This is a genomic window from Kosakonia pseudosacchari, assembly GCF_015167415.1.
GTDB classification, from domain to species: domain Bacteria; phylum Pseudomonadota; class Gammaproteobacteria; order Enterobacterales; family Enterobacteriaceae; genus Kosakonia; species Kosakonia pseudosacchari.
On the sequence record NZ_CP063425.1, the window covers coordinates 4060305 to 4072283 of the forward strand.

13 protein-coding genes are annotated in these 11979 nt (G+C 54.8%); 9 read left to right on the plus strand and 4 right to left on the minus strand.

Translation table 11 applies throughout. The features are described 5' to 3' along the window. Positions 1 to 2 precede the first annotated feature (2 nt). Positions 3 to 761, plus strand: coding sequence for a metalloprotease LoiP (gene loiP / locus IP581_RS19165; RefSeq protein WP_193821145.1), 759 nt, complete (start codon positions 3 to 5; stop codon positions 759 to 761). Positions 762 to 1043: 282 nt separating this feature from the next. Here loiP and speA read toward each other — a convergent pair whose 3' ends face one another. The 3 genes from speA to IP581_RS24195 all read right to left on the minus strand — a co-directional run bounded on the left by speA (position 1044) and on the right by IP581_RS24195 (position 3448). Continuing rightward, the gene (gene speA, locus IP581_RS19170; protein WP_097400843.1) at positions 1044 to 3020 is read right to left on the minus strand and encodes a biosynthetic arginine decarboxylase; all 1977 of its coding nucleotides are present in this window, start codon (positions 3018 to 3020) and stop codon (positions 1044 to 1046) included. 8 nt (positions 3021 to 3028) lie between these two features. Then, positions 3029 to 3211 carry an acid stress response protein YqgB gene (gene yqgB / locus IP581_RS24145; protein WP_141399354.1) on the minus strand — a complete coding sequence of 61 codons (183 nt, stop codon included), beginning with the start codon at positions 3209 to 3211 and terminating at the stop codon, positions 3029 to 3031. A 93-nt stretch (positions 3212 to 3304) separates the two neighbouring features. Beyond that, positions 3305 to 3448, minus strand: a complete 144-nt coding sequence (locus IP581_RS24195; RefSeq protein WP_419177757.1) for a hypothetical protein — start codon at positions 3446 to 3448, stop codon at positions 3305 to 3307. 440 nt (positions 3449 to 3888) lie between these two features. Between IP581_RS24195 and metK the strand changes: the two genes are divergently transcribed. The 8 genes from metK to ruvX all read left to right on the plus strand — a co-directional run bounded on the left by metK (position 3889) and on the right by ruvX (position 11089). After that, positions 3889 to 5043: a methionine adenosyltransferase gene (gene metK, locus IP581_RS19185; RefSeq protein WP_086873503.1), complete on the plus strand. Its 1155-nt coding sequence runs from the start codon at positions 3889 to 3891 to the stop codon at positions 5041 to 5043. A 402-nt stretch (positions 5044 to 5445) separates the two neighbouring features. Beyond that, a complete protein-coding gene (locus IP581_RS19190; protein ID WP_020455160.1) occupies positions 5446 to 6840 on the plus strand; it encodes a sugar porter family MFS transporter in 1395 nt (464 codons plus the stop codon). A gap of 81 nt (positions 6841 to 6921) precedes the next feature. Then, on the plus strand, positions 6922 to 7428 hold the full coding sequence (locus IP581_RS19195; RefSeq protein WP_193821147.1) for a SprT family zinc-dependent metalloprotease: 507 nt from the start codon (positions 6922 to 6924) through the stop codon (positions 7426 to 7428). 87 nt (positions 7429 to 7515) lie between these two features. Then, complete coding sequence (gene endA / locus IP581_RS19200; RefSeq protein ID WP_193821148.1) at positions 7516 to 8214, plus strand: deoxyribonuclease I; 699 nt, start codon at positions 7516 to 7518, stop codon at positions 8212 to 8214. 81 nt (positions 8215 to 8295) lie between these two features. Beyond that, positions 8296 to 9027, plus strand: coding sequence for a 16S rRNA (uracil(1498)-N(3))-methyltransferase (rsmE, locus tag IP581_RS19205; RefSeq protein ID WP_086873500.1), 732 nt, complete (start codon positions 8296 to 8298; stop codon positions 9025 to 9027). Between the two features lie 13 nt (positions 9028 to 9040). Beyond that, positions 9041 to 9988 carry a glutathione synthase gene (gene gshB, locus IP581_RS19210; RefSeq protein WP_086873499.1) on the plus strand — a complete coding sequence of 316 codons (948 nt, stop codon included), beginning with the start codon at positions 9041 to 9043 and terminating at the stop codon, positions 9986 to 9988. A gap of 121 nt (positions 9989 to 10109) precedes the next feature. Continuing rightward, positions 10110 to 10673, plus strand: a complete 564-nt coding sequence (locus tag IP581_RS19215; protein WP_193821149.1) for a YqgE/AlgH family protein — start codon at positions 10110 to 10112, stop codon at positions 10671 to 10673. Then, entirely contained in the window at positions 10673 to 11089 is a 417-nt protein-coding gene (gene ruvX, locus IP581_RS19220; protein WP_017457579.1) for a Holliday junction resolvase RuvX, read from the plus strand. Before IP581_RS19215 ends, ruvX begins: the two co-directional genes overlap by 1 nt. Positions 11090 to 11242: 153 nt before the next feature. Here the strand turns inward: ruvX and IP581_RS19225 are convergent, their stop codons facing one another. Beyond that, positions 11243 to 11935, minus strand: coding sequence for an IclR family transcriptional regulator domain-containing protein (locus IP581_RS19225; protein ID WP_086873498.1), 693 nt, complete (start codon positions 11933 to 11935; stop codon positions 11243 to 11245). Positions 11936 to 11979: the final 44 nt, after the last annotated feature.

Genomic DNA, 11979 nt, shown 5'->3' on the forward strand with positions numbered 1-11979 from the left:
AAATGAAAATTCGCCCAGCCCTGCTTGCTCTGGGAATGACCACCCTGCTTGCCGGGTGTCAGAACATGAACTCCAACGGTTTTCTCAGCTCAGGAGCGGAAGCGTTCCAGGCCTACACGCTGAGCGACGCGCAGGTAAAAGCACTTAGCGATGACGCCTGTAAACAGATGGACAGCAAAGCGACCATCGCGCCGGCGAGCAGCCCGTACACGCAGCGTTTGAATAAAATTGCCGCCGCCCTGGGCGACAACATCAATGGCCAGCCAGTGAACTACAAAGTTTACGTGGCGAAAGACGTCAACGCCTTCGCCATGGCGAATGGCTGCATCCGTGTTTACAGTGCGCTGATGGACATGATGACCGACAACGAAGTTGAAGCGGTGATTGGCCACGAAATGGGCCACGTGGCGCTTGGACATGTGAAGAAAGGCATGCAGGTTGCGCTCGGCACCAATGCGGTGCGCGCGGCGGCGGCCTCCGCCGGCGGGATTGTGGGCAGCTTGTCGCAGTCGCAGCTTGGCGCGCTTGGTGAGCAACTGGTTAATTCGCAGTTCTCACAGCGTCAGGAAGCCGAAGCGGATGACTACTCTTATGACCTGTTGCGCAAACGCGGCATCAATCCAGCCGGGTTAGCCACCAGCTTCGAAAAACTGGCGAAGATGGAAGAAGGCCGTCAGAGTTCAATGTTTGACGATCACCCCGCCTCGGCTGAACGTGCGCAGCACATCCGTGACCGTATGGCGGCAGATGGCATTAAATAATCCAAAGGGAGGCAATCTGCCTCCCTTTTTGTTTCACCTGAAAAAGATGCACAGCGAACAAAACGCATCAATTACCAGATTGATCGCGCGGATCGCAACGCGTTGAAAAATGGCAACACCTCTATTCCACGATTCCCCGTCAGGATGTTGTCAGCGGTGAGATGGCGCGCTATCCCGCTGATATCAGCTGCCTTCAGCATGTTCTACTGATAAAAAAATCCCTTCCGCACCGCGCTGGCGAGGAAGGGATTCCGTTGGTTACCGGTCAGACACTAAAACACGTTATTCGTCTTCCAGATAGGTGTAGCCGTAAAGCCCGGCTTCGAACTCCTCGAGGAACTGCTGTTGTAGCGTCTCATCAAGCCCGGTCTGTTTCACCTGATCGCGGAACTGCGTCAGCAGCGTGTTCGGATCGAGCTGCACGTACTGCAACATATCCGCCACGGTATCGCCTTCATCAGAAAGCTCCACTTCAACGCTACCATCCGGGAAGACAAACACGTCAACCGCTTCGGTATCGCCGAACAGGTTATGCATATTACCGAGGATCTCCTGGTAAGCACCGACCATAAAGAAGCCCAGCATCGGCGGGTTCTCTGGATCGTATTCCGGCATCGGCATGGTGGTCGCAATCCCGTCACCATCCACGTAGTGATCGATAGCGCCATCGGAATCACACGTAATATCCAGCAACACTGCGCGGCGTTCCGGCGCGTGGTTCAACCCTTCCAGCGGCAGAACCGGGAACAGTTGATCGATCCCCCACGCATCCGGCATCGACTGGAACAGCGAGAAGTTGACGTACATTTTGTCCGCCATGCGCTCCTGCAACTCATCAATAATCGGGCGATGCGCGCGGTTGCTCGGATCGAGCTGTTTTTGCACTTCGTGGCACATATTCAGATAAAGCTGCTCGGCCCATGCGCGCTCTTGCAGGCTGAACGTGCCGGAAGAGTAACCGACATGGATATCATGCAGATCCATCTGGCTGTCGTGCAGCCATTCGCGCAGTGAGCGGCGCGTACCCGGCTCATGCATCTCCTGCCAGGTTTCCCACATGCTCTGTAACGCACGCGGCGCGTCGTCTGCCGGCGGCGTCGCCGGCGTGTATTCGTTACGCTCAACGCCAATAATGTTGGAAACCAGCACAGTATGGTGCGCAGTTACGGCACGGCCAGATTCAGTGATCACCGTCGGGTGCGGCAGACCGTGCTCTTCACACGCATCGCCAATCGCCCAAATGATATTGTTGGCGTATTCGTTCAGGCCATAGTTCACTGAACAATCTGACTGGGAACGCGTACCTTCATAGTCCACGCCCAGGCCGCCGCCCACGTCGAAGCACTGAATATTCACGCCAAGCTTATGCAGCTCAACATAGAAACGCGCTGATTCACGCACGCCGGTGGCGATATCGCGAATGTTCGCCATCTGCGAACCGAGGTGGAAATGCAGCAACTGGATGCTATCCAGACGCCCGCGCTCGCGCAGCATTTCTACCAGTTGCAGAACCTGGGTTGCCGCCAGACCAAATTTTGATTTCTCACCGCCGGAGGACTGCCATTTACCGGAACCCTGCGACGCCAGACGCGCACGTACGCCAAGACGCGGTATTACGTTCAGGCGTTCGGCTTCTTCTAGCACGATGGCGATTTCGGTCATCTTCTCAATCACCAGATAGACCTTATGGCCCATCTTTTCGCCAATCAGCGCGAGGCGAATGTATTCACGGTCTTTATAACCGTTACACACGATCACCGAACGGGTCATACCTGCGTGCGCCAGTACCGCCATCAGTTCCGCTTTGGAACCCGCTTCCAGACCCAGCGGTTCGCCGGAATGGATCAGTGACTCAATCACGCGGCGATGCTGGTTCACTTTGATCGGGTAAACCAGGAAATAGTCACCGTTGTAACCGTAGGATTCACGCGCACGTTTGAAAGCGGCGTTAATCGAACGCAGACGGTGTTGCAGGATCTGCGGGAAACAGAACAGCGCGGGCAGACGTTGCCCCTGCGCTTCACGCGCTTTCACCAGCTGCGCCAGGTCGACACGGGCTTCTGGAACGTCCGGATCCGGGCAAACGCTGATATGACCCAGCTCATTGACGTCGTAGTAATTATTGCCCCACCAGGCAATGTTATAAGTACGAAGCATCTTGCTGGCTTCCTGGGAGCTCATCGCAACCTCCTGCATGGAACGTAGTACACCTTGTTCGCCTGCTGACGAAGGCGAAAACGAAGACATGTCGTCAGACATAACGAACCTCAATAGATGAAAGTGTATACCCTGTGCATATCACGACGCCCAACGGCTACGGCGCGCAAATGCATAAGCGTAAAATAGTTGACTACTATCGCAGTGACACATAGCGATAACAACCCATAAACAGCCTGACTTTTCAGCGCAATATGCTGAAGCACCGACTGTGCGACCGGTTTCTTATTCATATCATTGTAAAACACGTATCGGGACTCGAGTATGACAGCCCGGCGAAACCACGAGAAAACCCCTGTGTTAACAGGAGAGCCCTTGTTCAGTTATCACAATGCCTTACCGGCCCTGGAGTCCTGAGAAGCGCCGAAATGGGTATAACATCGGCAGGTTTGCAGATTCGAAATGCAGGTTGCGGGGAATAAACGCACGTCAGAACGACGCGACAGGTCCTGTAGAAAACAGCGCTTCATTATCTCTTATCACCTCCACGCAAGCCGTTAAGACCCGCGACAAGCCAAAGCCATTAAATTCACTGCTTAACCCGGCTGGAAGTGGCGACACAGCGTTTCTGCCGTGCGCTTTTTTTAATGAGCCGCGCGCGGCGTTTTATACCGATAACGGGGTGAAAATGCAAAATAAAAAAGCTGTGTTTGCCGCATTGCCAGGAAAATTTTCCGTCACTATTTGTGACAGGATGTGGCAAGCATCAAAAAACGCTGGCAATAAGGTCAAGAGTTAACCTAGAATAGCCATCCAGATGTTAATCCGTCCATACGTGAAGAATGTATGCGCAGAACCGATTAACACGCAGACTTCATGTGTCACCTTCTGCAGTCCGCGTCCGCCAGACGCGAAGACCTCCGGACACAGAATTCGAGCTAACCGTATTACTCCAGGGTGAAAACTTACTATGGCAAAACACCTTTTTACGTCCGAGTCCGTCTCTGAAGGGCATCCTGACAAAATCGCTGACCAAATTTCCGATGCCGTGCTGGACGCAATCCTCGAGCAGGATCCGAAAGCACGCGTTGCTTGTGAAACCTATGTCAAAACCGGCATGGTGCTGGTAGGTGGCGAAATTACCACCAGCGCGTGGGTAGATATCGAAGAGATCACCCGTAACACCGTACGTGAAATCGGCTATGTGCATTCTGACATGGGCTTTGACGCCAACTCCTGCGCCGTACTGAGCGCAATTGGTAAACAGTCTCCGGATATCAACCAGGGGGTTGACCGTGCAGACCCGCTGGAACAGGGCGCTGGCGACCAGGGCCTGATGTTTGGCTATGCGACCAATGAAACCGACGTGCTGATGCCTGCGCCGATCACCTATGCTCACCGTCTGGTTGAGCGCCAGGCTGAAGTGCGTAAAAACGGCACGCTGCCGTGGCTGCGTCCGGACGCGAAAAGCCAGGTAACGTTCCAGTATGACGACGGCAAAATCGTCGGCATCGACGCGGTAGTTCTGTCTACCCAGCATGCAGAAGATATCGATCAGAAATCCCTGCAAGAAGCGGTGATGGAAGAGATCATCAAACCGATCCTGCCGACCGAATGGCTGAATGCCTCGACCAAATTCTTCATCAACCCGACTGGCCGTTTCGTGATTGGTGGACCAATGGGCGACTGCGGTCTGACCGGGCGTAAAATCATCGTTGATACCTACGGCGGTATGGCTCGCCACGGCGGCGGCGCTTTCTCTGGTAAAGATCCGTCGAAAGTTGACCGTTCCGCTGCTTATGCCGCGCGTTACGTTGCGAAAAACATCGTTGCCGCAGGCCTCGCTGACCGTTGCGAAATCCAGGTTTCTTACGCTATCGGCGTTGCTGAACCGACCTCCATCATGGTGGAAACGTTCGGTACTGAGAAAATTGCCAGCGAACAGCTGACGCTGCTGGTGCGCGAGTTCTTCGATCTGCGTCCGTACGGCTTGATTCAGATGCTGGATCTGCTGCATCCGATCTACAAACAAACCGCCGCATACGGTCACTTTGGTCGCGAAACTTTCCCATGGGAAAAAACCGACAAAGCGGCGCTGCTGCGTGAAGCCGCCGGTCTGGAATAATTCTCTAACCGCGTTGCTATTCAGGCCAGCCTTGTGCTGGCCTTTTTATTTTTTACACCTGTTCCTTTCGCCGCGATTTTTTCCAGCGCCTATACTCACTTATCCCGCACCGCATTTATCTGAAAGCGATTACACCGCTGCGCTTCGCTGATTTTTCAGACTTTTCCTTTTGAAAAACGAACACAACATAGTTGTTACATTCCGTTTCGGTTTAGTCTGAAACTCATCGCGTCCCCTCTCCTTTATCGCCCAACAATTCTATAATAATTAACACTTTTATTTACATTGACGGCCTTACTGCAATGTAACCGATTACACTCATGTGATGTAAATCACGTATTTTTACCGATGAGTGGCCTACCTTTTACATCGAAAAAACCAATGACATGAATGGAGGGCATAATGCCTGACAATAAAAAACAGGGGTATTCAAACAAGGCAATGACCTTCTTTGTTTGCTTCCTCGCTGCACTGGCAGGACTGCTTTTTGGCCTGGATATTGGGGTAATCGCGGGTGCGTTGCCCTTTATCACCAAAGATTTTCAGATTAGCGCACACACGCAGGAGTGGGTGGTCAGCTCAATGATGTTCGGTGCCGCTGTTGGCGCCGTCGGCAGCGGCTGGCTCTCCTGGCGCCTTGGGCGTAAAAAAAGCCTGATGATTGGCGCTATCTTGTTTGTCATCGGTTCGCTCTGTTCTGCGGCCGCGCCAAACGTGGAAGTGCTGATTATTTCCCGCGTACTGCTCGGTCTGGCGGTTGGTATTGCCTCTTATACTGCGCCACTCTATCTCTCTGAAATCGCGCCGGAAAAAATTCGCGGCAGCATGATTTCCATGTATCAGTTGATGATCACTATCGGTATTCTGGGCGCTTATCTCTCAGACACCGCGTTCAGCTACAGCGGCGCATGGCGCTGGATGCTGGGCGTCATCATCATTCCGGCGATTTTGTTGCTGATTGGCGTGTTCTTCCTGCCGGATAGCCCGCGCTGGTTTGCCGCCAAGCGCCGCTTCCATGATGCCGAACGGGTGCTGTTGCGCCTGCGCGATACCAGCGCCGAAGCGAAAAACGAGCTGGAAGAGATCCGCGAAAGCCTGCAGGTAAAACAGACCGGTTGGGCACTGTTCAAAGAGAACAGCAACTTCCGCCGCGCGGTGTTCCTGGGCGTATTGTTACAGGTAATGCAGCAGTTCACCGGGATGAACGTCATCATGTATTACGCGCCGAAGATCTTTGAACTGGCGGGCTACACCAATACCACCGAGCAGATGTGGGGCACGGTGATCGTGGGTCTGACTAACGTTCTGGCGACTTTTATCGCCATCGGTCTGGTGGATCGTTGGGGACGTAAGCCGACGTTGGTACTGGGCTTTTTGGTCATGGCGGCGGGCATGGGCATCCTCGGCACGATGTTGCATCTGGGTATCCATTCGCCGTCGGCACAATACTTTGCAGTCGCCATGCTGCTGATGTTTATTGTTGGCTTCGCCATGAGCGCCGGTCCGTTGATTTGGGTGCTGTGTTCCGAAATTCAGCCGCTGAAAGGCCGCGACTTTGGTATCACCTGCTCCACCGCCACCAACTGGATTGCCAACATGATTGTCGGGGCAACGTTCCTGACCATGCTCAACACGCTGGGCAACGCCAACACCTTCTGGGTTTACGGCGGCCTGAACGTCCTGTTCATCGTGCTGACGCTGTGGCTGGTGCCGGAAACCAAACATGTTTCGCTCGAGCACATTGAGCGTAACCTGATGCGTGGCCGTCCGCTGCGCGAAATTGGCTCCCACAACTAACCTTCAAGGCTTCCTCTGCGGAGGAAGCCTTTACTTTTTGCCTGTTGCACTCCTGCCCCACCCCACCTATTCTCTGCACTTATGAAAACACCCCGTCTCCCAATCGCCCTTCAGCAAGCCGTGATGCGCAGCCTGCGGGATAAACTCGCGCAAGCGAACCTGAAACTGGGACGTAATTACCCGGAACCGAAACTGGTCTATCAGCAGCGCGGCACGGCGGCAGGCACCGCCTGGCTGGCCGATTACGAAATCCGGCTGAATCCCGTTCTGCTACTCGAAAACCAGCAGGCCTTTATTGAAGAGGTGGTTCCCCACGAACTGGCGCATTTGCTGGTGTGGAAGCACTTTGGTCGTGTCGCACCGCACGGCAAAGAGTGGAAGTGGATGATGGAGAGCGTGCTCGGTGTGCCCGCTCGCCGCACTCATCAGTTCGAACTGGAATCTGTGCGATCCAATACTTTCCTATACCATTGCAAATGTCAGCAGCACCAGTTAACGGTGCGACGACACAATCGCGTGCTGCGCGGCGAGGCGGTTTACCGCTGCGTACACTGCGGCGAGCCACTGGCTGCTGGCGCGAGTAACTGAATCCATTAAGAAGTTTTCCGCGCGAACTGATTGCATCAGGCAACAGCTTCCGCTACGTTGCGAACTCGTTTTGACAGGGAGTTCGCCATGTTTCGTTTTATCTCACTCTTCTTCGCGCTGATTGCTGTTCCCGCCTTCGCAGCGGACGGCATCAACAGTTTTGCCCAGGCCAAAGCGGCGGGCGTCAAAGTTAACGCCGATGTGCCGGGCGATTTCTACTGCGGCTGTAAAATCAACTGGCAGGGTAAAAAAGGGGTTATCGACCTCGCGTCTTGCGGCTACCAGGTGCGTAAAAACGAAAACCGCGCCAGCCGGGTCGAGTGGGAACATGTCATGCCCGCCTGGCAGTTCGGCCATCTGCGCCAGTGCTGGCAGGATGGCGGGCGTAAAAACTGCGCCAAAGATCCGGTGTACCGCAAAATCGAAAGCGATATGCACAACCTGCAACCCGCTGTCGGCGAGGTAAACGGCGATCGCGGCAACTTTATGTACGGTCAATGGAACGGCGGCGAAAGCCAGTACGGTCAATGCGGCATGAAAATTGATTTCAAAGCGAAGCTCGCTGAACCGCCTGCGCGCGCGCGTGGCGCAATTGCCCGTACCTATTTCTATATGCGTGACCAGTACCAACTTAGCCTTTCACGCCAGCAAACCCAGCTTTTCACCGCCTGGGACAAGCTTTATCCGGTCACAGACTGGGAGTGCAAACGTGATGAGCGCATCGCCAACGTGCAGGGCAACCATAACCCTTACGTGCAGCGCGCTTGCATGGCGCGAAAGAGCTAACCTACACTAGCGGCATTTGTTAAAGTCCGCCCCGTCCGTCAATCCCGGCCGGGGCTGCAACCTAAGCGGATTCGAAATACCATGCGCATTCCCCGCATCCACCACCCAGAACTAATCCAGCCAGGCCACGAGATCGCCCTCAGCGACGATGCCGCCAACCATGTCGGACGCGTGCTGCGTATGGGGCCAGGCCAGGCCATTCAGCTTTTCGACGGCTCTAATCAGGTTTTTGAGGCCGAAATTGTCCGCGCCGATAAAAAAAGCGTGGTGGTGAAAATCCTTGGCAGTGAAGTGGACGATCGTGAATCGCCGCTGCATATTCACCTGGGCCAGGTGATGTCGCGTGGTGAAAAAATGGAATTCACTATCCAGAAATCGATTGAGCTTGGGGTAAGCCTCATTACGCCACTTTTTTCTGAGCGCTGCGGGGTTAAACTGGATGCTGAACGTCTGAATAAGAAGCTTCAGCAGTGGCAAAAAATCGCCATTGCCGCTTGTGAACAGTGCGGTCGCAATCGGGTGCCGGAAATTCGCCCGGCCATGGATCTCGAAGCCTGGTGCGCCGAAGAGGAAGCAGGCTTAAAGCTGAACCTGCACCCGCGCGCCAGCCAGAGCATCAATACGCTGCCGCTGCCCGTTGAACGCGTGCGCTTACTGATTGGCCCGGAGGGTGGGTTATCCGCCGACGAGATTGCGATGACCGCGCGCTATCAGTTCACCGATATTTTGTTAGGCCCCCGTGTGCTACGCACAGAGACTACGGCGCTTACCGCCATCACCGCGCTTCAGGTACGCTTCGGCGACCTGGGTTGAAAGGAGAAGCAGAATGATCAAGCTCGGCATCGTGATGGATCCCATCGCGGACATCAATATCAAAAAAGACTCCAGCTTCGCCATGCTGCTGGAAGCTCAGCGCCGCGGCTATGAGCTGCACTATATGGAGATGGCGGATCTTTATCTGATTAACGGTGAAGCTCGCGCCCGTACCCGCACCTTGTCCGTCGAACATAATTACGACAAATGGTATGAATTCGGCAGCGAACAGGATATGGCTCTCGCTGAGCTGGACACCATCCTGATGCGTAAAGATCCACCGTTCGATACCGAATATATTTATGCGACGTACATTCTTGAACGCGCGGAAGAAAAAGGCACGCTGATCGTGAACAAACCGCAGAGCCTGCGCGACTGCAACGAAAAGCTGTTCACCGCCTGGTTCCCGGAATTAACCCCGGAAACACTGGTTACACGCAACAAAGCGCAACTGAAAGCCTTCTGGCAGAAGCACACCGACATCATTCTTAAGCCGCTGGACGGCATGGGCGGCACCTCAATTTTCCGCGTTAAAGAGGGCGATCCAAACCTCTCGGTTATCGCTGAAACGCTGACCGAGCTGGGTAGCCGCTACTGCATGGCGCAGAACTACCTGCCCGCCATCAAAGATGGCGACAAACGTGTGCTGGTCGTTGATGGCGAACCGGTGCCTTACTGCCTGGCACGCATTCCACAGGGCGGTGAAACTCGAGGAAACCTCGCCGCAGGTGGACGCGGCGAACCGCGCCCGTTAAGCGAAAGCGACTGGGCTATCGCACGTAAAGTCGCACCGGTGCTGAAAGCGAAAGGGTTAATCTTTGTCGGCCTGGATATCATCGGCGATCGCCTGACCGAAATTAACGTCACCAGCCCGACTTGCATCCGCGAAATCGAAGCGGAATTCCCGATCTCTATTACCGGTATGTTGATGGACGCTATCGAAAAACGCCTCGGAAAATAACTGTCATATCAAGGGTGCGGGACGGATCCCGCCCCTCGCCAGCTTTGGCTAGTGACAGCACTCCGCTTTCCCCCCATACTAAGCTGTCGCTTTTTTGAACCAGGAAACAGAACCTCTGACAATGAATTTACAGCATCACTTTCTTATTGCCATGCCCGCTCTTCAGGATCCTCTCTTTCGTCGCTCCGTGGTTTACATTTGCGAGTACAACGATGAAGGTGCGATGGGGCTGATTATTAATAAGCCGCTGGAAAACCTGAAAGTGGAAGGTGTTCTGGAAAAACTCAAAATCCAGCCCACAGAACGCGATCCGGCAATCCGCCTGGATAAACCGGTGCTGCTTGGCGGCCCGTTGGCCGAAGATCGCGGTTTTATTCTGCACACGCCACCGGCGGCATTCTCGTCGAGCATCCGCGTGTCAGATAACACCGTCATCACCACCTCGCGCGATGTACTGGAGACCCTTGGCACGGCAGAGCAACCGAGCGAAGTTCTGGTTGCGCTGGGCTATGCCTCGTGGGAAAAAGGGCAGCTCGAGGAGGAGATCCTTGATAACGCCTGGCTCACTGCGCCTGCGGATCTCAACATTCTGTTTAAAACGCCGATAGCCGATCGCTGGCGTGACGCGGCCAAACTTATCGGTATCGATATCTCTACCATGCCTGGCGTGGCGGGACACGCCTGATGAGCGGAACCCTGTTAGCCTTTGATTTCGGCACCAAAAGCATTGGCGTTGCCATCGGGCAGCGCATCACAGGTACGGCTCGCCCACTCAGCGCGCTGAAAGCACAGGACGGCACGCCGGACTGGAAGCTTATCGAAAAGCTGTTAAAAGAGTGGCAGCCCGAGTCTGTGATAGTGGGTTTGCCGTTGAATATGGACGGCACCGAGCAACCACTTACCGCTCGTGCCCGTAACTTTGCCAACAAAGTTCATGGCCGTTTTGGCGTGCAGGTGACGCTGCATGATGAGCGCTTAAGCACCGTAGAAGCCCGCGCCGGGCTGTTCGAACGCGGCGGTTTTCGCGCGCTCGACAAGGGAAGTGTCGATTCCGCTTCCGCCGTCATCATCCTTGAGAGCTACTTCGAACAACATTTCTGAACCTGCCCCGACCAGCAGCTCTCCCCATTACTGACCCGACGAAAGCCGCGACCTGTTCGCGGCTTTCTGCCGATCGTTCTCACAGTTTCCGGCTGTGCTTTTTGCATTTCATCGCGTGTTTCTATAAAAGAAACATATTAGCGTTAGCCAGCATCAGGATTTTTCCGTCAGGCGTTCAACCAGCGCGTGAAGTGCCTGCAGCCGTGTTTCTACGACCGTGTCGTCAACGTGCCACATTCCGGCAAAGGCGAGTGCGGCGGAGTGCGCGCCAAGCGGTTTTGCCATCGAGACTTCACCGTCGTCATGGTGCCAGACCACGTGACCGTGCTCACGCTGCCGGGCGACATGCGGGCCAAGCAGCAGCCACTGCTCTTCGCTAAAGCGCTGTTGCAGGGTTTCATCACTTTCTGCCGCCAGTAACGCCATGCCGATGACGGACTGCCAGGCCGGAAGCATATGAAAACCAGCCAGCGCCTGGCTGACCTGACTACCGGGGCTGGAGTGATAGATATAGATCACCTGATCCTCCCAGAGCACCCCCATCGCCACCACGATATCTTTCGGGGCATGGCTTTCCAGTAGCGGCAGCGCCTGGGAGAAGAGTGCTGAACCACGGATGGCCTGCGCCGCCAGCGCATGGATTCCGGGACCAGGCAGATAGCGACGCTGTGCATCCTGCATCGTCAGGCCAATAGACGCCATGGTCATCAACAACCGGTTTACACGGGTTGTGTTAATGCCCATCAGGCGCGCCAGTTCGCGACAGCCAATGGCGCGATCGCTGGAAACCAGATATTGCAGGCAGCGAATGCCGTCGATCAGGCTTTGATTGGGTTGTGAAGACATTGCAGGTTCACTTTTCAGGTTGCTCGAAAAAACGATTCTACCGC

Bases quoted from the DNA above. Each gene is read 5' to 3' on its own strand.
- loiP (WP_193821145.1), top strand. From the start codon at position 3: ATGAAAATTCGCCCAGCCCTGCTTGCTCTGGGAATGACCACCCTGCTT.
- speA (WP_097400843.1), bottom strand. From the start codon at position 3,020: ATGTCTGACGACATGTCTTCGTTTTCGCCTTCGTCAGCAGGCGAACAA.
- yqgB (WP_141399354.1), bottom strand. From the start codon at position 3,211: ATGAATAAGAAACCGGTCGCACAGTCGGTGCTTCAGCATATTGCGCTG.
- IP581_RS24195 (WP_419177757.1), bottom strand. From the start codon at position 3,448: ATGAAGCGCTGTTTTCTACAGGACCTGTCGCGTCGTTCTGACGTGCGT.
- metK (WP_086873503.1), top strand. From the start codon at position 3,889: ATGGCAAAACACCTTTTTACGTCCGAGTCCGTCTCTGAAGGGCATCCT.
- IP581_RS19190 (WP_020455160.1), top strand. From the start codon at position 5,446: ATGCCTGACAATAAAAAACAGGGGTATTCAAACAAGGCAATGACCTTC.
- IP581_RS19195 (WP_193821147.1), top strand. From the start codon at position 6,922: ATGAAAACACCCCGTCTCCCAATCGCCCTTCAGCAAGCCGTGATGCGC.
- endA (WP_193821148.1), top strand. From the start codon at position 7,516: ATGTTTCGTTTTATCTCACTCTTCTTCGCGCTGATTGCTGTTCCCGCC.
- rsmE (WP_086873500.1), top strand. From the start codon at position 8,296: ATGCGCATTCCCCGCATCCACCACCCAGAACTAATCCAGCCAGGCCAC.
- gshB (WP_086873499.1), top strand. From the start codon at position 9,041: ATGATCAAGCTCGGCATCGTGATGGATCCCATCGCGGACATCAATATC.
- IP581_RS19215 (WP_193821149.1), top strand. From the start codon at position 10,110: ATGAATTTACAGCATCACTTTCTTATTGCCATGCCCGCTCTTCAGGAT.
- ruvX (WP_017457579.1), top strand. From the start codon at position 10,673: ATGAGCGGAACCCTGTTAGCCTTTGATTTCGGCACCAAAAGCATTGGC.
- IP581_RS19225 (WP_086873498.1), bottom strand. From the start codon at position 11,935: ATGTCTTCACAACCCAATCAAAGCCTGATCGACGGCATTCGCTGCCTG.